This window comes from Nocardia jiangxiensis NBRC 101359, from assembly GCF_000308615.1.
GTDB lineage: Bacteria > Actinomycetota > Actinomycetes > Mycobacteriales > Mycobacteriaceae > Nocardia > Nocardia jiangxiensis.
The window spans coordinates 54,878-76,411 of record NZ_BAGB01000012.1; the positions used below are offsets into that span (position 1 = coordinate 54,878).

The window sequence follows — 21,534 nt, forward strand, 5'->3', positions numbered from 1 at the left end:
TTCGAATATGACTGACAACAAAAGCCGTCCGGCCGCGGGCATCCTGGGCACCAAGCTCGGCATGACCCAGGTCTTCGACGAGAAGAATCGCGTCGTTCCCGTGACCGTCGTCAAGGCGGGCCCGAACGTCGTTACCCAGATCCGCACCGTGGAGCGCGACGGCTATTCCGCCGTTCAGCTCGCTTTCGGCGCCATCGACCCGCGCAAGGTGAACAAGCCGGAGTCCGGCCAGTTCACCAAGGCCGGTGTCACCCCGCGCCGTCACGTCGCCGAGATCCGCGTGGCCGACGCCTCGACCTTCGAGGTGGGCCAGGAGCTCAACGCCGAGGTGTTCGAAGAGGGCACCTACGTCGACGTGACCGGCACCAGCAAGGGCAAGGGCTTCGCCGGCACCATGAAGCGCCACGGCTTCCGCGGCCAGGGCGCCTCGCACGGTGCGCAGGCCGTGCACCGTCGCCCGGGTTCGATCGGTGGTTGCTCCACTCCCGGTCGTGTGTTCAAGGGCATGCGCATGTCGGGCCGGATGGGTAGCGACCGCGTCACCACGCAGAACCTCTCGGTCCACAAGGTGGACGCCGAGAACGGCCTGCTGCTGATCAAGGGTGCGATCCCGGGCCGCAAGGGCGGCGTCGTGATCGTCAAGAGTGCAGTGAAGGGTGGTGCGCGGGCATGAGCACCGAGACCAAGACCAACCTGACGCTTCCGGTCAAAGAGCCGGGCGGCAAGACCAACGGCACCGTCGAACTCCCCGCGGAGATCTTCGACGTCACCGCCAACATCGCGCTGATGCACCAGGTCGTCGTGGCCCAGCAGGCCGCGGCTCGCCAGGGCACCCATGCGACCAAGACCCGTGGCAACGTCCGCGGCGGTGGCAAGAAGCCGTACCGGCAGAAGGGCACCGGCCGCGCCCGTCAGGGTTCGACCCGCGCGCCGCAGTTCACCGGTGGTGGCACCGTGCACGGCCCGCAGCCGCGCGACTACTCGCAGCGTCTGCCCAAGAAGATGAAGGCCGCCGCGCTGCGTGGCGCCCTGTCGGACCGGGCGCGTAGCGAGCGGATCCACGTGATCACCGAACTCGTTGCGGGACAGACCCCTTCGACCAAGACCGCCAAGAACTTCCTGGCCGAGCTGTCGGAGCGCAAGAACATCCTGGTCGTCGTCGGCCGCGAGGATGCCACCGCGTGGAAGAGCGTGGCGAACCTGCAGGGCGTGCACCCCATCGCTCCCGACCAGCTGAACACCTACGACGTCCTCAAGAGCGACGACGTGATCTTCTCGGTCGAGGCGCTCAACGCCTTCGTGCACGGCCCCGCCGAAGCTGCACAGGAGGAGAGCAAGTGACCACCATCGCCGACCCCCGCGACATCCTGCTCGCGCCGGTGATCTCCGAGAAGTCCTACGGACTGATCGAGGAAGGCACCTACACCTTCCTGGTGCACCCGGACTCGAACAAGACGCAGATCAAGATTGCCGTCGAGAAGGTTTTCGGCGTCACGGTGACCAGCGTCAACACCGCCAACCGTCAGGGCAAGCGCAAGCGGACCCGCTTCGGTTACGGCCAGCGCAAGAGCACCAAGCGCGCGCTCGTGACCATCTCGGCCGACAGCAAGCCCATCGAGATCTTCGGAGGCTCTGTCGCGTAAGCGGCGGAGAATCCAGAAAGTAGAGAAGAACTCATGGCAATCCGTAAATACAAGCCGACGACGCCGGGCCGTCGTGGCGCGAGCGTCTCGGACTTCGCCGAGATCACTCGCTCCACCCCGGAGAAGTCGCTGCTGCGTCCGCTGAGCAAGTCCGGTGGTCGTAACGCGCACGGCCGGATCACCACCCGGCACCGCGGCGGCGGCCACAAGCGCGCCTACCGTCTGATCGACTTCCGTCGGCTGGACAAGGACGGCATCCCGGCCAAGGTCGCACACATCGAGTACGACCCGAACCGCACCGCCAACATCGCGCTGCTGCACTACGCGGACGGCGAGAAGCGCTACATCATCGCTCCCAAGGGCGTGACGCAGGGCACTCGCATCGAGTCCGGCACCGGTGCGGACATCAAGCCCGGCAACAACCTGCCGCTGCGCTCGATCCCGACCGGTACCACCGTGCACGCGGTGGAGCTGCGTCCCGGCGGCGGCGCCAAGCTGGCCCGTTCGGCCGGTATGAGCATCCAGCTGCTGGGTAAGGAAGGCGCCTACGCCGTCCTGCGTATGCCCTCGGGCGAGATCCGCCGCGTCGATGTGCGCTGCCGCGCCACCATCGGCGAGGTCGGCAACGCCGAGCAGTCGAACATCAACTGGGGCAAGGCCGGCCGCATGCGCTGGAAAGGCAAGCGCCCCACGGTCCGAGGCGTCGTGATGAACCCCGTCGACCACCCGCACGGTGGTGGTGAGGGCAAGACCTCCGGTGGTCGCCACCCGGTCTCGCCCTGGGGTCAGCCGGAAGGCCGTACTCGTAAACCCAACCGTCCGAGCGACAAGCTCATCGTCCGCCGTCGCGGCAAGAAGCGCTAAGAGGAGGTTAAGACATGCCACGCAGCCTGAAGAAGGGCCCGTTCGTCGACGAACACCTCCTCAAGAAGGTGGACGTCCAGAACGAGAAGAACACCAAACAGGTCATCAAGACCTGGTCGCGGCGTTCGACCATCATCCCCGATTTCATCGGCCACACGTTCTCGGTCCACGACGGCCGCAAGCACGTGCCGGTGTTCGTGTCGGAGAACATGGTCGGGCACAAGCTCGGTGAGTTCGCACCGACCCGCACGTTCCGGAGCCACGTCAAGGAAGATCGGAAGAGCAAGCGGCGATGAGCACTGAAACTCAGAACCCGACCGCACGCGCGACCGCCAAGCACGTCCGCGTGACGCCGATGAAGGCGCGCCGGGTCGTGGACATGGTCCGTGGCCAGCGGGTCGAGGACGCGCTGAACATCCTGAAGTTCGCGCCGCAGGCCGCGAGCGAGCCGGTCGCCAAGGTCGTGGCCTCGGCCGCGGCCAACGCCGAGAACAACCTGGGCCTGAACCCGGCGACGCTGGTCATCTCGACCGCGTTCGTCGACGAGGGCGCGACCATGAAGCGCTTCCAGCCGCGGGCCCAGGGCCGCGCGTTCCGGATCCGTAAGCGCACCAGCCACATCACCATCGAGGTCGAGAGCGTCGCCAGCGCCGCCCCGGCTCGCAGCCGCCGGAAGGGAGGGGCTAAGTAAATGGGACAGAAGATCAACCCCCATGGCTTCCGCCTCGGTATCACCACCGACTGGAAGTCGCGTTGGTACGCGGACAAGCAGTACGCGGACTACGTGAAGGAAGACGTCGCGATCCGCAAGCTGCTCGCCACGGGCATGGAGCGGGCCGGCATCTCGAAGGTCGAGATCGAGCGCACTCGTGATCGCGTCCGGGTGGACATCCACACCGCGCGTCCGGGCATCGTGATCGGCCGTCGTGGAGCCGAGGCCGACCGCATCCGCGCCGAGCTGGAGAAGCTCACCAAGAAGCAGGTTCAGCTGAACATCCTCGAGGTCAAGAACCCCGAGTCCGATGCCCAGCTGGTTGCTCAGGGTGTTGCCGAGCAGCTGTCGAACCGTGTGGCGTTCCGTCGCGCGATGCGCAAGGCCATCCAGTCGGCCATGCGTTCGCCGAACGTCAAGGGCATCCGCGTGCAGTGCTCGGGCCGCCTCGGCGGCGCGGAAATGTCGCGCTCGGAGTTCTACCGCGAGGGTCGCGTTCCGCTGCACACGCTGCGTGCGGACGTCGACTACGGCCTGTACGAGGCTCGGACCACCTTCGGCCGCATCGGCGTGAAGGTCTGGATCTACAAGGGCGACATCGTCGGCGGCAAGCGTGAGGTCACGGCCAGCGCTGCTCCGTCGGGTGAGCGTCGCGAGCGTCGGGAGCGGCCGAACCGTCCGCGGCGGTCCGGTTCGTCCGGTACCACCGCGACCAGCACCGAGGCCGGGCGTGCCGCCACCGCTGTGGCGGAGACTCCGGCGCAGACACCTCAGGAGGGCTGACCCATGCTGATGCCTCGCAAGGTCAAGCACCGCAAGCAGCACCACCCTGGCCGCTCCGGCATGGCCAAGGGCGGAACCGCGGTGACGTTCGGCGAGTACGGCATCCAGGCTCTGGAGCCCGCCTACGTCACCAACCGGCAGATCGAGTCGGCGCGTATCGCGATGACCCGCCACATCAAGCGTGGCGGCAAGATCTGGATCAACATCTACCCGGATCGCCCGCTCACCAAGAAGCCCGCCGAGACCCGCATGGGTTCCGGTAAGGGTTCGCCCGAGTGGTGGATCGCGAACGTCAAGCCCGGCCGGGTGATGTTCGAGATGAGTTACCCGAACGAGGAGACCGCTCGTGAGGCCCTGCGCCGCGCGATGCACAAGCTCCCGATGAAGTGCAGGATCGTGACGAGGGAGGAGCAGTTCTGATGAGCGGAACACCGGCCGCAGAGCTGCGGGACAAGGATCAGGACGAGCTCGTCGCCGCACTGCGTGAGGCGAAGGAAGAGCTGTTCAACCTGCGCTTCCAGATGGCGACGGGTCAGATGACGAACAACCGTCGGCTGCGTGTGGTCCGCCACGAGATCGCGCGCATCTATACGGTCATGCGCGAGCGTGAGCTCGGTCTGGCCACCGGTCCCAAGACTGAGGGAGACGCCGCATGAGCGACACCAAGGGTCCGGCCAAGACGCCGGCCAAGGAGACGGAGCGTGGCAGCCGCAAGGTTCGCGTCGGCTACGTCGTCTCGGACAAGATGAACAAGACGATCGTCGTCGAGCTGGAAGACCGTAACCGGCACCCGCTCTACGGCAAGATCATTCGCACCACCTCCAAGGTGAAGGCGCACGACGAGAACGAGACCGCCGGTGTCGGCGACCGCGTTCAGCTGATGGAGACCCGTCCGCTGTCGGCCACCAAGCGCTGGCGTCTGGTCGAGGTCCTGGAGCGGGCCAAGTAAGGCTCGCTTCTCGGCTCGAAGTCCGAATACGAAGGCCCGCTTCCCGTCCCGGGAAGCGGGCCTTCGTCTTTCCCGCACCGTGTCCGGCAGTGCGGTATCCGGTGCTCCGCGGCGTTGGCCGGATGGCGTTACAGTGGATTCCAAAAGACCGGGGCCGCTTCCTGTTTGGGAGTGACCTCGGTGATCGCAACAGGTGATGACCGGGACGCTTCCGGCTGGATGAACCGAGGGTGCGGTGGTGTGGAGCCCTCGAACAACTGCAGACGATGAGGGGGTCTGTCACAGTGCAGATGTGGATGCGGCCGCGAAGTGAACGCGCGGATCCGATCGCGACGCTGGGGCATGTGCGTCGCCTCGCCACCGATCTGGCCGAGGGCCTGTCCGGCCCCGGCGCTGCGGCCGCCGCGCAGCGGCTGCGGCGGATACTGGGGGTGCGATCGGTCGGGTTGTCCGATCCGAACGCGAATCTCACCTGGTCCGGAGACTCCGGTGACGCCGCCGTGGTGCTGCACCGGGCGCTGCGCACCGAACGGAACGCGACCGAAGGACCTCTCACCGCCGCGCCGCTGACCCTCGACGGTGCGGTCGCGGGTGTGCTGCTGGTGGACGGTCCGATTCCGGGCAAGGCGCTGAAAGAGGTTGTCCTGCTGGTCGAGTACCTGCTCGAGCACGGCAGGTTGCAGGAGAGCGCCGAGCGGGCCGCCCGGTCCGAACTGCGGGCGCTGCGGGCGGAGATCTCACCGCATTTCGTCTACAACGCGCTGACGGTCATCGCCTCGCTGATGCGTTCGGATCCGGAACGATCGCGCGAGCTGATCCTCGATTTCGCCGACTACGCGCGCTACAGCCTGGCACGGCACGGCGAGTACACCACGGTCGCCGACGAATTCCAGGCCATCGAAACGTATCTCGTGCTGCAGCGCGCCGTGATCGGCGATCGGCTGCGCGTCCAGATCCGGGTGACCCCCGACGTGCTCGCGGTTCCGTTGCCGTATCTGGTGCTGCAACCGTTGGTGGAGAACGCGATTCGGCACGGGATCGAGGCTCGTGAGCAGGGTGGCGCGATCCACGTGCACGGTGAGGCGCGCGGCGGGGACTGCCTGATCACCGTCGAGGACGACGGCGTCGGCATGTGACCCGGCACATGCGGCCGCCATCCTGGCCGGCAGATCCACCGGGTCGGTCGGGCTGTCCAATGTGGATCGCCGGCTGCGCACCAGCTACGGGGCGTGGTACGGCCTGGTCGTGGAAACCGAGCGGGACGCCGGAACCCGGGTTCTGGTGCGAGCTCCGCTGTCGCAGCCGGGTGTGGTGGCCTCATGAGGACGACCTCGCGGCGTCTGCGCGTGCTCGCGGTCGACGACCTGCCCTCCGCGCTCGACGATCTGTGCCGTTTGCTGCGCGAGTCACCGATGATCGAAAACGTCACGGCCGCAGGTGATCCGCTGACGGCGCTCAAGTTGATCCAGAACGAGCGGTACGACGCGGTGCTGCTGGACATCTCCATGCCCGGACTCGACGGTCTGGAACTGGCCAACCTCCTGGCCAAACTCGGCGACCCGCCCGCGATCGTCTTCGTCACCGCGCACGACCGGCACGCGGTCGCCGCGTTCGGCATCGGCGCCGCCGACTATCTGCTCAAACCCGTTCGCGCGGAACGTCTTTCCGCCACTCTGGCGCGGGTGCTCAAATTCCTGCCCGAGGAACCGGATGCGCCGCGCAGCGCCGCGATCGCCGATGTGCTGGCCGCTCTCCCGGTGGACAGCGGTGGTCGCACCGTCTATGTGCGGCGCAGTGAGGTGCATTTCGTCGAGGCGCAGGGCGATTACGTCAAACTGCACACCGTGGGCGGGGTGCATCTGTATCGGATGCCGATTTCCCGGCTCGAAGAGTATTGGGAGCCAGCCTGCGAACCCATCGCGGATATCTGGTCGCTCTCGGCGCGATCCGGGAACTGCGCACCGATTCGAGTGGGCTGTTCGCGCATACCGCGCTCGGCGACGTCCCGGTCAGCCGCCGGATGGCGCGCGAACTGCGGGAGCGGCTGCTGGACGTGGCGCGCTCGAGCGAAACGGGACCGCGTTGAGCGCCGCCCGCAGGGTGACCGTGATGAGCCCGCAGACCAGGCGCGCCCATGCTCGCCCACGCCGCCACAGTCGTCGGCAGGTGCGATTTCCGGAGGACATCGATACCTCGAAGGCGTTGCGCAACTATCGATCCCAGCGTCGCCGCGCGATCGTCACCGTCCTCGTGCTGACGGCGATCCTGGTCGGGTTGCCGGTCGTACTGGATCTGTGGCCCCGGCTGGATCGGTTGCGGCTGGTCGACATCCCGCTGTCCTGGCTGGCCCTGGCGGTGCTGCCCTACCCGCTGCTGGTGGTGGTGGGTGTGTGTGGCATCTGCGCCGGGCCGAGGCGATCGAATCGCCGCGCGAGGACAGCGGGTGATCGGCCTGCTCGCTGTCGGGCTGGTGATGGCGGTGACCCTGTTCATCGGCCTGCGCGGCGTCGCGGCGATGCGCACGACCTCGGACTTCCTGGTCGCGTCGCGGCATGCGACGCCACTGCTGAATTCGGCCGCCCTGTCGGGTGAATACCTCTCGGCCGCATCGTTTCTCGGCGCGGCCGGGCTGGTGGTGAAGTACGGCGTCGGCGCGCTGTGGTACCTGGTCGGATTCGCGGCCGGGTACATCATGATGCTGGCGCTGGTGGCCGCGCCGATCCGGCGTTCGGGCGCGCTGACCGTTCCGGATTTCGTGGAGGCGCGGCTGGCCTCGCGGCCGCTGCGGCGGCTGGCCGCGGCCGCGGTGCTGGTGATCAGCCTGCTGTATCTGGTGCCGCAGTTCCACACCTCCGGCCTGGTGCTGAGCATGGTCAGCGGGACGCCGTACCGGGTCGGTGTGGTGCTGGCCGCAGTCGCGGTGAGCCTGACGCTCGTGCTCGGCGGTATGCGCGCGGCGACCTATGTGCAGGCGTTCCAGTTCGTGGCGAAAGTCGTACTGTTCGCGGTGCCCGCGATCTGGTTGCTGGTCGGCGTGGGGTCCGTGGCGCGCAGCGAGGCGATGCATCCGGTCGCGTTCCACCACTTCGGGCACGCGACCACGGTCGTCTTCCGGCAGAACGTGATCGTCGAGATCAGCGAGCCGATTCACGCGCCGGGCCTGCTGCTGGAGCCCGGCCCGCACCGGTTCCATGCCGGGCAGCGCGTGGTCTTCCCGGCCGGAGCCGAGGCGCCGCGGGTCGACGGGCTCAGCGCGCCCGGCGCGGCGGGCTGGCAGCGGCCGCTGTTCGATATCGGGAACTACGGCCACCCCCTGCTGAGCACCCTGTCGGTGCTGCTGGCCACGGCGCTGGGCACCATGGGGCTGCCGCACGTGATCATGCGGTTCCACACCAGCCCCGACGGCACGGCCGCGCGACGGGCCGCCGCGCTCACCGTCCCCCTGGTCGGGATGTTCTACCTGTTCCCCGGCATCTACGGGGTGCTCGGCGGCGCGCTGGTACCGCAGCTGTATCTGTCCGGCGACACCGATACGGTCGTCGTCGCGCTGCCGAGCCAGGTACATCTCGGCTGGCAGGGTGTCGTGTTGACCGGGATGCTCACCGCGGGCGCGTTCGCCGCGATCCTGACCAGTTCGCTGGGGCTGCTGTTGGCCGTGTCCGGTGCGATCTCGCACGACCTCATCACCGGAAGCCTCGGCCGGCTTCGCGTGACGGTCCTGCTGTCGGCATTCGTCGTACTGCTGCTGTCCCTGCCGTTCGGCAAACTCGATGCCGGAATCCTGGTGACCTGGGCGTTCACCGTTGCGGCGTCGACGTTTTCGCCGCTGCTGATCCTGGGGATCTGGTGGTCGCGGCTCACCGCGGCCGGAGCGATCGCCGGAGTTCTGGTCGGCCTGCTCATCTCCTCGGGCGCGATCACGCTGACCGCGTTCGGTCCGCCGCTCCCGGGCTGGTTCGGTGTGCTCGCGACACAGCCTGCGCCACTGTCGGTTCCGCTCGCATTCGCGACGATGATCGGGGTTTCGCTGCGCGGCCGGGCGCCCGAGTGGTCCAGGACCGCGATGCTGCGTCTGCATCTGGACTAGGGGAGGGGTGAGGTCGGCCGGACCGTTCGTCGCCTTCGGGTGACCGTTCGTCGACCGTTCGCCGCACCGGCCGACGGCTCGGCGACGATCGAATCCTGTTGCCCTGCCCCGGATCCAGCATTGCTCGTACCACTCCTGCACAGGTCGGGGAGTTTCGAGTGACGACCATCGATCGAGATCCGGCCGACAATGCCGACGTACTCGGCGCGCACACCAGCCCGGAGTTCATCCGGCTGCGACATCGATTGCGCACCTTCGCCTTTCCGATCACCGGGCTGGGACTGGCCTGGTATCTGCTGTATGTGGTCCTGGCGCGGTGGTGCGGTTCGGCCGCGCCGCCGGGGTCCGGACTCCCATTCACCACACGATCTACGCGGCGCAACTGCCCGCCGAGACGGCGGCCCGCACGGGACGGAAGCCATGACCGACGTGAACGCGTCGAAGACCGCGACATCGCACGACATCGCCGCGCGCGCCGGGCAATTGGGCATCGCCGGGATGATCGCGGTCAGTATCGGCAATTTCCTGGTCGCGTTCGACGCCTCCGCGGTGAACGTGGCGCTGCCGACCATAACGCGTGAACTGCACACCTCTGCCGGGGCCGGGCAGTGGTTCCTGGACGGTTACACGATTCCGCTGTGCGTATTCCTGATGGTGTCCGGCGCGGCCGGTGACCGGTTCGGCGCGGCGAAGGTGTATCGGGTGGCGCTGGTGGTGTTCACGGTCGCCTCGGCGCTGTGCGCGACCGCGATGTCGGGTGAGTGGCTGATCGCCGCGCGGGTGTCGCAGGGCGTCAGTGCCAGTTTCGCGCTGCCGATGACGCTGGCCATCCTGGGCAAGGGCATCGCGGACCCGAGCCGGCGTGCCCGGATGATCGGTGCGTGGGGTGTTGTCGGCGGGGTCGGCATCGCCTTCTCACCCCTGCTGAGCGGACTGGTCACCGGATTCATCGGCTGGCGTTGGATGTTCGCGGTGAACGTGCCGATATGTCTCGTGGCGCTGTGGATGCTGCGGCGGTTCTCCGATGCGCCCGAGGCACATCAGCGACGGGTCAACCCCGTCTCGCAGCTGTTGCTCTGTGTGCTGCTCACCTCGTTGGCCGCCGCGCTGATCGAGGGGCGGCACGGAACCTGGCCGATCGGTTGGCTGATCGCTGCGGCGGGGATCACCGTGGTGGCCGCCGCCGGTCTGCTGTGGATCGAGCTGGTCTCCGACAAGCCGACCGTGCCGCAGGAGCTTTCGCACAACCGGCCGTATCTGCTGGTCGCGCTGGCCGGCGGCTGCTATCAATTCGCCTCCTACGGTTCACTGCTGGTACTGGCGCTGTATCTGCAGCAGAAGCATGGACTCGACGCGGTGCACACCGGCTATGTACTGCTGGTGTGTTGTGTCAGTTGGTGTCTGGGCAACGTGACCGCGCTGGTGATCACCCCGGACCGGCGGGATCGGATGATCGTGGTGTTCGCGGCGGTCGGCGCGGTGGGCGCGATCGGTTCTGCCGGGCTGTCGCTGGGCGGAAATCTCGTGCTCGCCATCGCGCCGACGGCATTGATCGGTTACGCCGCAGGGATTCTGGCATCCTCGCTGAGTGCGGCCGCCATGCATCTGGCCCCGGCTCCCGTCGCCGGAACCGCGGCGGGACTGCTCAACACCAGCCGTCAGTCCGGCATGGTGATCGCTGTGGCGATACTCGGCGGGATGAGCTTCTCCACCGAGTTGTTGGTGCCGATGCTGGCTGTCGGCGCGGCATTCGCCGGGGGTGCTGATTTCCATGGTGGTTGCGGGCGGGTTGCGAGATAAGCGAAGCCATTCTGCCCACTGGTAGCAAGATTCGGGCGAGTGGAATACGCTTCGCGCGGGAGAATCCGCGTATGGAGGGATGATGTGACCACCCCGAGCACGGTTCAGCACGGGACCGGGGGTACCGGCGAACGACCGCCGGTACCCCTGACGCGGCTGGTCCATTTGATGGCCGAATATCAGAAGCTGGGCGCGCATCGCCAGACGTTTCTACCCGCGTCGATGAGTGAGGACACCTTCGTGCGTGCCTGCGGGCTGATCGCGGGTGGTCTGGCGATCGTCGCGGGGATCTGCGCGACCGCCTCGTGGTGGACCGGCACGATCGTGTTCGCGATTCTCGCGCTGATTCCCCTGGTGGCGGCCTGGTTGCGCGGCAGTCTCACCGGTGCGGTGCGCACCGCCCGGATGGACATGTTCGACCACGGTCTGACGGTGTACCGGTCCGGGCAGGAGATCACCGCATTCCGCTGGGATACCGCCGAAGTGCGGCAGTCGGTGATCCCGTTGCACGGGTCGGCGGCCGCGACCACCACCGAGTACTCGCTGACGCTCGACGGACCGGACGGATCGCACGAATCCTTCGACGAACGCCAATTCGACGGTGCGCACGAATGGGGTCCGGCGATCCAATCCGCGGTGACCGCAGCACAACTCCCGCGCGCGGTGGCGGCGATCGATGCCGGGCAGCGGGTGCCGTTCGGTGAAATCGCCGTGGATCTGGCCGAATTGGCGTTTGCGGGATCGAACTACCCCTGGGAGCAGGTCGATACGATCGATGCCCAGGGTGGTCTGATCCGATTCAAATCCGGTAGCCGCTGGGTCACCTTGCCGCCCATCGAAGCCATTCCGAACTTCTATATCTTCAACGAGGTCGCCGAACGATTGCGGATGGCCGCCGCGACGGAGATCGCCGAGGCTGGTGTGCGGCGGTCCGGAACCGTTGATACGCCGCTGGATCCGGCGCACGCTGTTGTCGAGAATCCGTCGACGCCCGAGGTTCCGGGTGAGGGGTCACCGGAGGCCGAGTCGTCGGTCGAGGTGTCGCCGGACGCCGAGTCGCCGGACGCCGAGTCGCCCAGCGATGAGTCACGTGCCGCCGAGTCGTTGAACGACGAGTCGCAAGACGTCGAAACGCTCAGCGACGAGGTCCGTTCAACGCGTAGCGACGAGGTCCGTTCCGAGGTCTAGCCGCCGAGATTCGGCATCACGGGGTGATCGCCCGTGGGATATCGCCACCGTCTTCAGCGTGTCGGCGTACAGGTCAGTTCCTCGGCGGACGCGGATTCGGGTGTCTGCGTTCGACGTAGGCGCCCGGCCAGGGCACGCGGATCGGTGTGCAGCATCGGCCGCCCGGTCAGCCACAGGCTGCCCGGAATGCGGCGCGCCACCTCGGTGATGCCGATCGCCATCGCGACGACGGTCAGGTACAGCACGACGGTGCCCCACAGCAGTCCCAGATGGGTCTGCAGCGCCGGGATGACCGGTGCGAGCAGTTGCAGTGCGATCGGGTGCGACAGGAAGATGCCGAACGATCGGTCCGAGCCGTAGCGCACGGCCCGGGAGAACAGATCGTGCTGCTGTCTGTGCGCGGCCCACCAACTGCTCACCGTGTACACGGCGAAGATGATCAGGACGTAGCAGAACAGCAGGTGCGGCATGAAGACGTTGTTGGCCTGCCAGGCGGGCATCTGCCGGGTCTGCCACAGGAAGTACAGCTCGGCCAGCGCGAGGCCCACGATCGCCGCCGCCACGAACACCGGGCCGAGTCGGCGCACCGTGCGGGTCACCGCGTCGATGTGCCAGGCCGCGATCGCGCCGAGCAGGATGTAGAACTGGTACGGGATGGCCGTGGCGTACAGGTGGTTCCAGATGCCGAGCGGTCGTCCGGTGAGGGCCGGGGGATGCACCAGCAACCACAGCACGCCCAGTTGCAGGGTCGCGCTCGCCGCGAGCACCCAGCGGTGATTGCCCTCGGTGGCGCGCAGCAGCCGCATGATCAGCGGGAACAGCAGATACGCCTGCATCGTCACCAGCAGGAAGTACAGCTGATACCAGGCCCCGCCGGTCGCTGTCTCGAACACCAGCCGCCACAGCGCGCTGCGGACCGATTCCCCGGGATGTAGTCCGGCCCCGACCGAATAACCCCAGTAGATCACCGACCAGGCGAGATAGGGGATGCCGACCAGCGGAAAACGCTTTCGCCAGAACGCCCGGGTGTCCAGCGTCTTACCGCGGTACTGGTAGATCAGCACGAATCCGGTGAGCGCGAAGAACGCGTCCCGGGTGAAGTGCAGCGGCATGACGACGCCGTTGGCGGCGGTATTGCCCGAGTCGATCGAATTGCCGACCACGTGCGCGCCGATGACGCAGGCGAAGGTGAGGATCCGGAACAGGTCGATCTGATGCAGATGCGGCCGTTTGCGTCGCGGCGCGGGGGTCTCGGACTGCGCTGCGATGGCGGGGGGTGCGATGCCGATACTCATCAGGCCACCGCAGCCTGCTCCCGGCAGCGCTGCCACAGTGCGGGCCGCTGATACCTACCGTCGAAGCGCTCGGCGGCCCGACCGCCCGGATAACTGCCGCTGACACCGCCGCCTCGAATATGCACGCGCCCAACGGTATCGGTTCGGAGTATTCGGTTCTGCGAATCGCGCACTTCGCTCTGCGTCATATGCTTCCCTCGGTCGGCCCTTATCGCCATCGTTCCCACCGACCCTGTGAACCGACTGATCGATTCCTCCGAATCGACTGTGTCGGCGGCGCGGGCTCGCCGCCCGATGTCAGCGGGTCAGACCGTAGTGCCGGAAATCCGAGGCGAGCCGGTTGGCGATCCACTGATGACCGGCCGCGGTGGGATGCAGCCGATCCGCCACTGTGGGGAATACCCAATGTGAGCCCAGCGGATCGAAGACATAAACCTTCGGATAAGCGTCCCTGGCCGCTGCCACGATGATCTTGTCGGTGGCCCATGCGGCCGGGGTCGCCTCGCCCTTCGGGAAGACGGTGATCACACCGACCGCAGCGTCCGGGGCCTGAGTGCGGATCTCGCCGATGACCTTGTGCACATTGGCGGTCAGCTGAGCCGGGGACGTGCCGATGTCATTGTATCCGGCCTGGACGATGACCACGGTCGGGTGGTCGGAGGCGAGCTGGAGCTTGCCCAGGAGGCGTTCCATGGGACCGAGCTTGTGGTAGCCCGGTGCGACGTATCCGGCGCCCGGATCGGCGCTCACCGTCGAACGCCAGCCGAGTTGGTGGGCCAGCAGTACCGGCCAGCCCTTCTGCGGTGACCCCGCACCGACCCCGTCGCTGATCGATGCTCCGACCACGGCGAGCGTCGGCCGATCCTGCGCTGCCTCGGGTCCGGTGGCCCCCGCGTGGCCGTGCTGGGCACCAAGTCCGATTACGGCCGCCGCCGCGACAACAGTGGCGTAGATGCCGAATCTCGAAACGCGCTTCACGCAGCCAGTGTTGTCAGGTTGCAACAGCGGGTCAAGCTGTGCGGCGCGGTGAGCTACGCCACCAGGACATAATTGCAGGTCAGCGGTGTGCGGATTAGTCCGATTTCCGCTCAACTGCTCACCGCGTACGGGCGGGCGAGGCGGCGCGCGGCCTCGAGGATGCCGAGAATACGCGAGCCGGGCAGGCCGATCGACGCGCCGATGGCGGCCGGGGTCCAGGATTCGTCCGCGAGGGTCAGGACTTCCGCGAGCTGTTCCACCGGAAGTTTGGACAGGCGGCGCGCGGAGATCTCCCGCGCCACGGCCCAGACACCGGTCTCGTCGCTGTCGGGGTCGATCTCGTCACCGTCGTCCCACGGATCGTGCGCCTCGGGGAGCTCGCGGTGCTCCTGGACGCGCTCCTGCGGTTCCGGAACCGGCACGATGCGCGGCCGTGGCCGCCGCACCGGCGCCTGGGCGACCGCCTGCTCGTCGAGTGCGAGCTGTGTGCCCTGCTGCTCGGTGCTCGAGGCCCGGCGGGCGGTTTCGGCGGACTCGGGCATCGCTGCCGCGCGCTGGGCGGGATGCTGGGCCGGTTCCGTCTGGCGTGCGCTCGCGGCCCGCTGCTGCGATTCGTCCGTCGTGGCGGCAGTGGGTGCGCCGTCGGCGGGCGCTCGAGTTTCGCTTCGCGGGGTTTCGGTGGCTTCGGGAGCGTCGGCTGTTTGCGTGATCGCCGTGGGGCGGGGTGCCGTCTCGTTCCGGGGTGTGGTCTCGGTGATCGTGCCGTCCGGAGCCGGTGCTTCAGTGGGGCGGCCGGCAGCGCTGGCCTCGGTCCGAGTGGGTGCGCTGGTCGCGATCTGCTCGGAGGCAGCGAGGGCGGCCGCGGCGACATCTGGAGCGGTCGTCGTCGGATCGGGGATCACGTTGTGCGCGAGCGGAGTCGGCGCGGGATCGGGGGCGACTGCGGTGGAACCGTTGTTCCTCGGCGTGGAAGTGGCGTAATCCGTGGGGAATTCGGACGGATCGGTCTGCGGGAGCACGGTGGATGCCGTGGCCGGAGCCTGCTGGGGTGCGGCGGCGGGGACCGTTGCCTGATCCTGCGCAGGCTGGTGGGGCGCGGTGGTTCTGTTGTCGCCGTGGGGGACCGGAGGTTGCTGTGGAGTCGCGGAGGTAGCGGTCACGCCGTTCGGGTCGGCCGTGGCGAAAAATCCTGCGGCGGGATCGAATCGGGCGCCGTAGGTGTCGAAACCGTCGACGGGGCGAGCGGTGTGGCCGATGGGCAGGGCTACCGAATCGGTTGGTTCGGGGGTGAATTCGGGAAACGGATGGGGTTCGCCGAATTCGACGGTGGTGTGCGTGAGTCGGCGCGGCGACCGGTCGGGCGCGGAGGTGTCGTTCTCGACGGGGATGGCGTCGATGAGCTGGGCGTAGCGGGCCGAGACCCAGGAGTGCAACCAGATCACCACGCCGACCATGACGGGCGCGACCGCGGATTCGGCGGCGCGGGCCAATTCGCCCGCGACCAGATGCGGGCCCGCGTTGAGGGCGATGGTGACGCCCAGCAGCGCCACCTCCAGGAAAACGACCTTGCCGCGGGCGATTTCGCGACCCCAGCGGGCGGCGGTGGTCGCCACGACCATGATGGTGATGATCGGGATCGAGATCATCGCCTCGAAACCGTAACTGAGCCAGTACAGCGGGTCGGTCATATCGCCGCTGGGCACCAGATTGTGCTGCACGTTCACCCCGGCCCACAGCATGCCCAGCACGACGACGCCGATCAGCGCCCGCGAGGACCATTCGGCCCGGCGATACAACTGGGCAAGGCGCGCATCGGGATTGGACACCCGCCGCCGCGCGGCCAGGGCGCGCCGGTGCCAGCGCGCATCGGCGTCGTCGGCGCGGCGCACCGACAGCGCGACGCTGCGGTCGCGTTTCTCGGCGGCCAGTTCGGCGCTCACGGCCCGGCGGCGCTGCTGCCGTCGTTGCTTGCGCATCCATTCCGCGAGTTCGCGCTCGGCGGCGATCTCGGCCTCGGACAGTTCGGCGAACAGCGCCGGATCCGATTGCAGCGGCAGCTTTCCGCGGGCGGTGGCGACCCGATCCGCCAGGGCGGCGATCGCGGCCTCGGCGGGCGAGGGTGACGTCGCGGTGGCCGCTTCCGCCGCCTGGGGCGGGGCAGTGGTCGCGGGGTCGGAGGGTTCGGAATTGCCGGTCGACCGGTTGTCGAGCATGGCGCGCCTTCCCGGGTGCGGATGCGGTTCCGGCAGCCGCCGAACCGATTACTCGAACGTATGTGTGACCGCAGTGAGAGTAATGCCCGGCCTATCCGAGGTCAATGTTTCCACCGAACATCCGTTCGGTTGAAGGCTGGTGATCGTCGAAATCTGTCGGCGGGGCGAGGCCGAATCGCGCACCTGGTTCGCGAGCGGGTCTCCAGCCCTGACATAGATCAAACCGATTGGTATTCTTTATGTCTCGACCTGGGGAAATGTATTTTCTACTAGAATATTCCGGTATTTTCTGTACATTCGCTGGGCGCGGTGTGTACCGTCTGGTCTGCTGAAAATCTCACACGACAGACAGGCCAGGGCACGGTGACCGATATTGACGGCTGTCTGCGCCGCATCATGGACATTCCCGGTGCGTGCAGCGTGACGTTGGTGGACGGCGCGAGCGGTCTGGCGATCGCCGCGGCCGGTCGACACGATCTGGTGGATCAGCACGAGGACGCCGCGGCGACCACCGATGTGGTCCGTGCCGTACTGGGCTGCGCCGCGCTGGCGACCCGCCCCGATGGCGGCGATGACGACGTCACCGAGATCATCGTCTCGGGCACCCGCGCCTATCACCTGTTGAATCTGCTGAACGGCGACTTCGACGGTCGCCTCTTCGTGCACGTGCTGTTCGACGGCGACACAGGCAATCTCGCGATGGCGCGGTTCCAGCTCCGGGGGATTCTGGGCGAACTGGACGGACGGTCGTGACCGCTGAGCTCGCGGTCGAACTGCGGCGGCTCGAGCAGGAACGACGTACCGGCATGTTGCGCGCGAGCGACGGCGTGTTCCATCTGGCCGAAGGCGCCATCGCATCCGTCGACTGCCGCCGCACGGTCGGGCTGGATCGTCTCGTCGTGGAGGCGGGTGTGGCGACCACGGACGACTGGCAGCGGGCCGCGACCGGCGATCCCGGCCACATGCTGGGACGGCCGAGGCTGGAAACCCTGGCACTGCTGTCGGCGTTCGACGCCGCCTATTTCCTGCTGGCCTCCCCGTCGGTCCCCGAATTCCGGCCCGCGCCGCCGCACTGGCTCGCTCCGATCTGCCACATCACTCCGCGCGCGCTGGTACACGAGTGTGCCCGACGTGGTGATCCGGAATCCGGGCCGTGGCCTGCGGAATTGGTCGACCGCGCTCCGGTCGTGCCGGTGCACCGCGTGCGGCGACGGCGTGTGGTGCTCACCGGCGGCCAGGCCGAGGTGCTGGCCGCCGCCGACACGCGGCGCAGCGTCACCGAGATCGCCCGCGACCTCGGCCGCACCACCTATGGCTGTCTGGAGGCGGTGCGGGATCTGACCGCGGCGGGCCTGATCGAGCCGCCGGTCGCGGCGCCTGCCCAGGTCACGACGGCCGAGCCGGTGCACGCTGAGCCGGTGGCGGCCGTTCGCGCGCCCGCCCGGTCCGGGCCGCTCCCTCGCCGCGCGCCGCGGCGGTCCGAGCCGATTCCCGACTCGGACGGTTGGGAGCCGGTCGACAAGGACCTACTCCTGCGTCTGCGAGCAGCTCTGGCGGAGCTCGCATGACCGCGCGCAGGAAACTGCTCGGTCAAGCACTGAAGGGAAGGTTGACGAAGGTGGCGATGTCCGAACCCGAACCGAACGCCGCGGTGCTGGCGGAGCTGAAAGCACTGCGCGATCGCGTCCCGCAGCTGACCGGCACGCTGGTGGCCTCCAGCGACGGGTTGCTCGTCGCGCACGATCTGCCCGAACACCTCGAGCCTTCGACGATGGCCGCGATGGCCGCCTCGCAGCTGGCGCTGTCACACCGGCTCGCCACCACCGCGCACGGCGGCGGATTCCACGAGGTCGTGGTGCGCGGCACCGGCGGGCACGTCGTGGTCTACGCGGCGGGCTGGACCTCGCTGACCGTGCTGGCGAGTGCGGAGGTGAACGTCGGCCGGCTCCATCTGGAGTCACGGCCGGTGGCTCGCGCGATCGCCGACCATCTCGCGGTTTCCGACGAAGACCAGCCGACGAACACCCACTGAAAGGAACACATATGTCCAATCTGGATCTGGCGCTCAAGGAGATGATGGCGATCGACGGCGCGATCGGAGCAGCCGTCGTCGATTACAACAGCGGTATGGCGCTCGGCATGCTCGGTAGTTCCAAGAGCTTGGACCTGCAGGTCGCCGCGGCGGGGAACACCGAGGTCGTGCGCGCCAAGCTGCGCACCATGGAGCAGCTCGGGCTCAGCGACAGTATCGAGGACATCCTCATCACCCTGTCCGGCCAGTACCACATCATCCGGCCGATGACCGGCCGCAAATCCCAGGGCCTGTTCCTCTATCTGGCCACGGATCGGGCGCGGGCGAACCTGGCGCTGGCCCGGCACCGCCTCAAGGGCATCGAGGAGGACCTGGAGGTGTGATCCGCACGTCCGACCCCGCGGGAATCGCTGAGGGCCTCGGGAATCCGTCCGATGACGGATCCCGGGCCCTCGTTTCGGTTTCGGCATCAGTGCAGCGCGGTGTGCCAGACCACCGCCGCGGCGAGTGCGCCGGCCCCGTTGAGCGACCAGTGCAGCGCGATCGGCGCGAGCAGGCTGCCGCTGCGCCGTCGCAGCCAGGTGAAGACCGCGCCCGCCGCGCCGGTCGCCAGGACCGCCAGCGCGATTCCCGCGATCTGTGCGGCCGGGCCGCTGCCGAGAATTCCGCTCAGTCCGCGATTGCCGTGCGTCAGGCCGAGCGAGGAGGCGATATGCCAGAGCCCGAAAAGCAGTGAGCCCGCGGCGAATACGCCGCGCACGCCGTAGGCGCGGTCGAGTGTGCCGTGCAGGACGCCGCGGAAGGCGAGTTCTTCGGGGATGACCGTTTGCAGCGGGATCACGATCATCGAGGCGATCAGCGCGCCGGAGACGGTCGCATAGCGATCGGCGAGGAAGAACGGCCGCGTGATCGGCAGCGCCGCCCCGATCACCACCGCGCTCAGCACGATCCCGACCGCGCCCAGCGCGTACAGCGTGCCGCGTCGCCAATGTCGCGGTGACAGGCCGAGTTCGGCCCAGCCGAGGCCGCGTCGGCGCATCAGCAGCACCAGCACCACCGCAGCTACCGGGACGGTCGCGATATTGGCCCAGGCCGAGGTGAAGTGCGCGATCAGATTCGTGCCCGCCAGGGTGAGAACGACGACGGCCACGTCCACGTAGGCGTGGAGCCGCCGAACCGGTCCGGCGGTCGCGGGCGGTTCGGCGAGAGTGTGCGCGCCCGCGCCGGAGTCGGTCGCGACCGGCGTATTGCCGTTATCGTTTCGAGACATCGAGGCCAGTCTACGTTCGCTAGCTGAGAGTTCGCTGTATTCCATCGATCACGTGGTCCCGAACAGTCCTTGCGCTATATGTATACGTCTACGTATAGTGGTCGACAGACAAGGTGACAGTTCGACGTTGGGTAGCCCGCGATGTTGCGGGTGGTCGCCGGAGTCTCGATCGCACGGTCCCCCGTGCCTCGAACAGATCACTTGATGCGCATCTATGCATCAATTCAGGAAGGTGAAACCCATGGCCATCGATTCGCAGCAGCCCGTCTCGGCCGACACCCCGGATTCGACCGACGCCGCGGCCGAATTCACCACCGTCGAACTCGCCGACGGCCCCGCGGGGGCACGAACCAAACGCTTCGAGGGCCGATTCGTGGTCCAGGGGCGCGAATTCGGCAAGCGCGAGGTCGAGGTGACCAAGGTCTACCAGGGGCGCTCGGGCAAATTCGTGGTGCAGCGGCAGCGGTTCGACTGGGCGGAGATGGCGTCGCGGGCCAATTTCCAGGGCAACTGGAAGAACTGGCTGAGCATGCTGGGCGGCGGCGGATTCGGCGTGGATCTCGAGGCCGAGCCGACCTGGGGTGACTACGAGGTCGAGGTCGTGGACACCCTCGACGATCTGCGCGGACTGCTCTCGGCCAAACTGCACCGTCGCGTGGTCGCGGTGGTCGAGCAGCCGCGTATCGAATACCTCGACATCTGAATATTCGAGATCAGTTGTCGCGGTGCGGTTCCGGGGGCGGCCCGGCCGACCAGCCGGTGGGATCCGTCCAGGCCCGCAGGGTTCGGGTGGTTTCGAAGCGGCGGGCTGCCCCGGTCACCGGGTCGGTGAATTCCAGTGTGGCGGCGAGTAATTGCAGTGGCCGGGTGAAGTCGTCGATGGGACGTTCGGTCAGTTCCGGAAAGAAATCGTCGCCGAGGATCGGGATGCCGAGGCCGTTCATGTGCACGCGGAGTTGATGGGTGCGGCCGGTGTGCGGGCTCAGGCGGTAGCGGCCCAGCCCGTCGCGGTGGTCGAGAAGTTCCACGAGGGTCTCGGCATTCGGCTCACCCGGCACCTCGAAGGCGCGAATGATGTTGCGTTCCTTGATTATCCGGCTGTATATCGTGGTCGGTAGCGACAGGTCCGGACGGTACGGGGCGATCGCCTCGTACTCCTTGCGCACGCGGCGCTGACCGAACAGTTTCTGGTACGCCCCGCGCTTGGCGGGGTTGATCACGAACAGCACCAGTCCGGCGGTCGCGCGGTCGAGGCGGTGTGCCGGGACGAGATCCGGCAGTTCCAGCTCGCGCCGCAGGCGCACCAGCGCGGTCTGCAGGATGTGCCTGCCGCGCGGGATGGTGGACAGGAAGTGCGGTTTATCGATCACGAGCAGGTCCTCGTCGCGGTGCACGATCGTGATCCGGAACGGCACCTCGGTCTCCTGCGGCAGATCCCGGTGGAACCACACCGCCCCGCCCGGCACATAGGGTGCGTCCGGCGCGATCGGGCCGGTCATGTCCACGATGCCGCCCTGAGCGAGCAGTTCATCGATGCGGGCGGGCGCGACTCTGGGCAACCGCTCCACGAGGTGATCGCGGATGGTCGCCCAGGAACCCTCCTCCGGCAGCCGCAGCCGCGCCGGGTCCAGTCCGTGCCGCTTCGGCAACGGTGGCTTCTGCCTGCGTCTCATCGGTACCGAGACTAACGGCACGACGTTGTCCCGGCGTCGGCGTGCCG

The 21,534-nt window shown here is 67.7% G+C and carries 28 protein-coding genes; 22 read left to right on the forward strand and 6 right to left on the reverse strand.

Annotated features, from left to right (window positions below):
• The first annotated feature begins 7 nt into the window (after positions 1 to 7).
• The 17 genes from rplC to ON40_RS03660 all read left to right on the forward strand — a co-directional run bounded on the left by rplC (position 8) and on the right by ON40_RS03660 (position 12,026).
• Complete coding sequence (rplC, locus tag ON40_RS03590) at positions 8 to 673, forward strand: 50S ribosomal protein L3 (RefSeq protein WP_040818430.1); 666 nt, start codon at positions 8 to 10, stop codon at positions 671 to 673.
• Positions 670 to 1,341 carry a 50S ribosomal protein L4 gene (rplD, locus tag ON40_RS03595; protein WP_040818432.1) on the forward strand — a complete coding sequence of 224 codons (672 nt, stop codon included), beginning with the start codon at positions 670 to 672 and terminating at the stop codon, positions 1,339 to 1,341. The genes rplC and rplD overlap by 4 nt, the downstream gene beginning before the upstream one ends.
• A complete protein-coding gene (gene rplW / locus ON40_RS03600) occupies positions 1,338 to 1,643 on the forward strand; it encodes a 50S ribosomal protein L23 (protein WP_040818433.1) in 306 nt (101 codons plus the stop codon). Before rplD ends, rplW begins: the two co-directional genes overlap by 4 nt.
• A gap of 33 nt (positions 1,644 to 1,676) precedes the next feature.
• On the forward strand, positions 1,677 to 2,507 hold the full coding sequence (gene rplB, locus ON40_RS03605) for a 50S ribosomal protein L2 (protein ID WP_040818434.1): 831 nt from the start codon (positions 1,677 to 1,679) through the stop codon (positions 2,505 to 2,507).
• Between the two features lie 14 nt (positions 2,508 to 2,521).
• Positions 2,522 to 2,803 carry a 30S ribosomal protein S19 gene (rpsS, locus tag ON40_RS03610; protein WP_025347177.1) on the forward strand — a complete coding sequence of 94 codons (282 nt, stop codon included), beginning with the start codon at positions 2,522 to 2,524 and terminating at the stop codon, positions 2,801 to 2,803.
• The gene (rplV, locus tag ON40_RS03615) at positions 2,800 to 3,198 is read left to right on the forward strand and encodes a 50S ribosomal protein L22 (RefSeq protein ID WP_040818437.1); all 399 of its coding nucleotides are present in this window, start codon (positions 2,800 to 2,802) and stop codon (positions 3,196 to 3,198) included. The genes rpsS and rplV overlap by 4 nt, the downstream gene beginning before the upstream one ends.
• Positions 3,199 to 4,002 carry a 30S ribosomal protein S3 gene (gene rpsC, locus ON40_RS03620; RefSeq protein ID WP_040818440.1) on the forward strand — a complete coding sequence of 268 codons (804 nt, stop codon included), beginning with the start codon at positions 3,199 to 3,201 and terminating at the stop codon, positions 4,000 to 4,002.
• Between the two features lie 3 nt (positions 4,003 to 4,005).
• Positions 4,006 to 4,422 carry a 50S ribosomal protein L16 gene (gene rplP / locus ON40_RS03625; protein WP_040818442.1) on the forward strand — a complete coding sequence of 139 codons (417 nt, stop codon included), beginning with the start codon at positions 4,006 to 4,008 and terminating at the stop codon, positions 4,420 to 4,422.
• Positions 4,419 to 4,658, forward strand: a complete 240-nt coding sequence (gene rpmC, locus ON40_RS03630) for a 50S ribosomal protein L29 (RefSeq protein WP_040818715.1) — start codon at positions 4,419 to 4,421, stop codon at positions 4,656 to 4,658. The genes rplP and rpmC overlap by 4 nt, the downstream gene beginning before the upstream one ends.
• Positions 4,655 to 4,951: a 30S ribosomal protein S17 gene (rpsQ, locus tag ON40_RS03635; protein WP_040818444.1), complete on the forward strand. Its 297-nt coding sequence runs from the start codon at positions 4,655 to 4,657 to the stop codon at positions 4,949 to 4,951. The genes rpmC and rpsQ overlap by 4 nt, the downstream gene beginning before the upstream one ends.
• Positions 4,952 to 5,247: 296 nt before the next feature.
• Entirely contained in the window at positions 5,248 to 6,087 is an 840-nt protein-coding gene (locus ON40_RS03640) for a sensor histidine kinase (protein ID WP_218008729.1), read from the forward strand.
• A gap of 61 nt (positions 6,088 to 6,148) precedes the next feature.
• Complete coding sequence (locus ON40_RS55385) at positions 6,149 to 6,274, forward strand: ATP-binding protein (RefSeq protein ID WP_281032994.1); 126 nt, start codon at positions 6,149 to 6,151, stop codon at positions 6,272 to 6,274.
• Entirely contained in the window at positions 6,271 to 7,398 is a 1,128-nt protein-coding gene (locus ON40_RS56470; RefSeq protein ID WP_444543720.1) for a LytR/AlgR family response regulator transcription factor, read from the forward strand. The genes ON40_RS55385 and ON40_RS56470 overlap by 4 nt, the downstream gene beginning before the upstream one ends.
• Positions 7,395 to 9,038, forward strand: coding sequence for a sodium/solute symporter (locus tag ON40_RS03650; protein ID WP_085997639.1), 1,644 nt, complete (start codon positions 7,395 to 7,397; stop codon positions 9,036 to 9,038). The genes ON40_RS56470 and ON40_RS03650 overlap by 4 nt, the downstream gene beginning before the upstream one ends.
• Before the next feature lie 158 nt (positions 9,039 to 9,196).
• Entirely contained in the window at positions 9,197 to 9,619 is a 423-nt protein-coding gene (locus ON40_RS55930) for a DUF485 domain-containing protein (RefSeq protein WP_373281842.1), read from the forward strand.
• On the forward strand, positions 9,537 to 10,838 hold the full coding sequence (locus ON40_RS03655) for an MFS transporter (protein WP_083895400.1): 1,302 nt from the start codon (positions 9,537 to 9,539) through the stop codon (positions 10,836 to 10,838). The genes ON40_RS55930 and ON40_RS03655 overlap by 83 nt, the downstream gene beginning before the upstream one ends.
• A gap of 84 nt (positions 10,839 to 10,922) precedes the next feature.
• Positions 10,923 to 12,026 carry a DUF6585 family protein gene (locus ON40_RS03660; RefSeq protein ID WP_063712931.1) on the forward strand — a complete coding sequence of 368 codons (1,104 nt, stop codon included), beginning with the start codon at positions 10,923 to 10,925 and terminating at the stop codon, positions 12,024 to 12,026.
• Positions 12,027 to 12,079: 53 nt separating this feature from the next.
• Here ON40_RS03660 and ON40_RS03665 read toward each other — a convergent pair whose 3' ends face one another.
• From ON40_RS03665 to ON40_RS51635, 4 genes are all read right to left on the reverse strand, one after another.
• Positions 12,080 to 13,321 carry an acyltransferase gene (locus ON40_RS03665; protein WP_157186182.1) on the reverse strand — a complete coding sequence of 414 codons (1,242 nt, stop codon included), beginning with the start codon at positions 13,319 to 13,321 and terminating at the stop codon, positions 12,080 to 12,082.
• The gene (locus tag ON40_RS55390; RefSeq protein ID WP_281032995.1) at positions 13,321 to 13,446 is read right to left on the reverse strand and encodes a hypothetical protein; all 126 of its coding nucleotides are present in this window, start codon (positions 13,444 to 13,446) and stop codon (positions 13,321 to 13,323) included. The genes ON40_RS03665 and ON40_RS55390 overlap by 1 nt, the downstream gene beginning before the upstream one ends.
• A 172-nt stretch (positions 13,447 to 13,618) precedes the next feature.
• Positions 13,619 to 14,299, reverse strand: coding sequence for an SGNH/GDSL hydrolase family protein (locus tag ON40_RS03675; RefSeq protein ID WP_040818447.1), 681 nt, complete (start codon positions 14,297 to 14,299; stop codon positions 13,619 to 13,621).
• 110 nt (positions 14,300 to 14,409) lie between these two features.
• Positions 14,410 to 16,512 (reverse strand): hypothetical protein, encoded by a 2,103-nt coding sequence (locus tag ON40_RS51635; RefSeq protein WP_051192643.1) that lies wholly within the window; start codon positions 16,510 to 16,512, stop codon positions 14,410 to 14,412.
• A 363-nt stretch (positions 16,513 to 16,875) separates the two neighbouring features.
• Between ON40_RS51635 and ON40_RS03685 the strand changes: the two genes are divergently transcribed.
• Genes ON40_RS03685 through ON40_RS03700 form a run of 4 tightly spaced genes read left to right on the forward strand, consistent with a single transcriptional unit; the run spans position 16,876 to position 18,927 of the window.
• On the forward strand, positions 16,876 to 17,265 hold the full coding sequence (locus ON40_RS03685; RefSeq protein WP_085997640.1) for a hypothetical protein: 390 nt from the start codon (positions 16,876 to 16,878) through the stop codon (positions 17,263 to 17,265).
• On the forward strand, positions 17,262 to 18,080 hold the full coding sequence (locus tag ON40_RS03690) for a MarR family transcriptional regulator (RefSeq protein ID WP_040818450.1): 819 nt from the start codon (positions 17,262 to 17,264) through the stop codon (positions 18,078 to 18,080). Before ON40_RS03685 ends, ON40_RS03690 begins: the two co-directional genes overlap by 4 nt.
• Positions 18,077 to 18,544, forward strand: coding sequence for a roadblock/LC7 domain-containing protein (locus ON40_RS03695; RefSeq protein WP_245567646.1), 468 nt, complete (start codon positions 18,077 to 18,079; stop codon positions 18,542 to 18,544). Before ON40_RS03690 ends, ON40_RS03695 begins: the two co-directional genes overlap by 4 nt.
• Before the next feature lie 11 nt (positions 18,545 to 18,555).
• Positions 18,556 to 18,927, forward strand: coding sequence for a hypothetical protein (locus tag ON40_RS03700; RefSeq protein WP_040818452.1), 372 nt, complete (start codon positions 18,556 to 18,558; stop codon positions 18,925 to 18,927).
• Between the two features lie 86 nt (positions 18,928 to 19,013).
• Here the strand turns inward: ON40_RS03700 and ON40_RS03705 are convergent, their stop codons facing one another.
• On the reverse strand, positions 19,014 to 19,814 hold the full coding sequence (locus tag ON40_RS03705; RefSeq protein ID WP_083895381.1) for a CPBP family intramembrane glutamic endopeptidase: 801 nt from the start codon (positions 19,812 to 19,814) through the stop codon (positions 19,014 to 19,016).
• Positions 19,815 to 20,055: 241 nt separating this feature from the next.
• Here ON40_RS03705 and ON40_RS03710 point away from each other — a divergent pair, with 241 nt between their 5' ends.
• Positions 20,056 to 20,517, forward strand: coding sequence for an EXLDI protein (locus tag ON40_RS03710; protein WP_157186183.1), 462 nt, complete (start codon positions 20,056 to 20,058; stop codon positions 20,515 to 20,517).
• A 10-nt stretch (positions 20,518 to 20,527) separates the two neighbouring features.
• Here ON40_RS03710 and ON40_RS03715 read toward each other — a convergent pair whose 3' ends face one another.
• Entirely contained in the window at positions 20,528 to 21,487 is a 960-nt protein-coding gene (locus ON40_RS03715) for an RluA family pseudouridine synthase (protein WP_040818458.1), read from the reverse strand.
• Positions 21,488 to 21,534: the final 47 nt, after the last annotated feature.

Bases quoted from the DNA above. Each gene is read 5' to 3' on its own strand.
- rplC (WP_040818430.1), top strand. From the start codon at position 8: ATGACTGACAACAAAAGCCGTCCGGCCGCGGGCATCCTGGGCACCAAG.
- rplD (WP_040818432.1), top strand. From the start codon at position 670: ATGAGCACCGAGACCAAGACCAACCTGACGCTTCCGGTCAAAGAGCCG.
- rplB (WP_040818434.1), top strand. From the start codon at position 1,677: ATGGCAATCCGTAAATACAAGCCGACGACGCCGGGCCGTCGTGGCGCG.
- rpsS (WP_025347177.1), top strand. From the start codon at position 2,522: ATGCCACGCAGCCTGAAGAAGGGCCCGTTCGTCGACGAACACCTCCTC.
- rplV (WP_040818437.1), top strand. From the start codon at position 2,800: ATGAGCACTGAAACTCAGAACCCGACCGCACGCGCGACCGCCAAGCAC.
- rpsC (WP_040818440.1), top strand. From the start codon at position 3,199: ATGGGACAGAAGATCAACCCCCATGGCTTCCGCCTCGGTATCACCACC.
- rplP (WP_040818442.1), top strand. From the start codon at position 4,006: ATGCTGATGCCTCGCAAGGTCAAGCACCGCAAGCAGCACCACCCTGGC.
- rpsQ (WP_040818444.1), top strand. From the start codon at position 4,655: ATGAGCGACACCAAGGGTCCGGCCAAGACGCCGGCCAAGGAGACGGAG.
- ON40_RS03640 (WP_218008729.1), top strand. From the start codon at position 5,248: ATGCGGCCGCGAAGTGAACGCGCGGATCCGATCGCGACGCTGGGGCAT.
- ON40_RS56470 (WP_444543720.1), top strand. From the start codon at position 6,271: ATGAGGACGACCTCGCGGCGTCTGCGCGTGCTCGCGGTCGACGACCTG.
- ON40_RS03655 (WP_083895400.1), top strand. From the start codon at position 9,537: ATGATCGCGGTCAGTATCGGCAATTTCCTGGTCGCGTTCGACGCCTCC.
- ON40_RS03665 (WP_157186182.1), bottom strand. From the start codon at position 13,321: ATGAGTATCGGCATCGCACCCCCCGCCATCGCAGCGCAGTCCGAGACC.
- ON40_RS51635 (WP_051192643.1), bottom strand. From the start codon at position 16,512: ATGCTCGACAACCGGTCGACCGGCAATTCCGAACCCTCCGACCCCGCG.
- ON40_RS03695 (WP_245567646.1), top strand. From the start codon at position 18,077: ATGACCGCGCGCAGGAAACTGCTCGGTCAAGCACTGAAGGGAAGGTTG.
- ON40_RS03700 (WP_040818452.1), top strand. From the start codon at position 18,556: ATGTCCAATCTGGATCTGGCGCTCAAGGAGATGATGGCGATCGACGGC.
- ON40_RS03705 (WP_083895381.1), bottom strand. From the start codon at position 19,814: ATGTCTCGAAACGATAACGGCAATACGCCGGTCGCGACCGACTCCGGC.
- ON40_RS03710 (WP_157186183.1), top strand. From the start codon at position 20,056: ATGGCCATCGATTCGCAGCAGCCCGTCTCGGCCGACACCCCGGATTCG.
- ON40_RS03715 (WP_040818458.1), bottom strand. From the start codon at position 21,487: ATGAGACGCAGGCAGAAGCCACCGTTGCCGAAGCGGCACGGACTGGAC.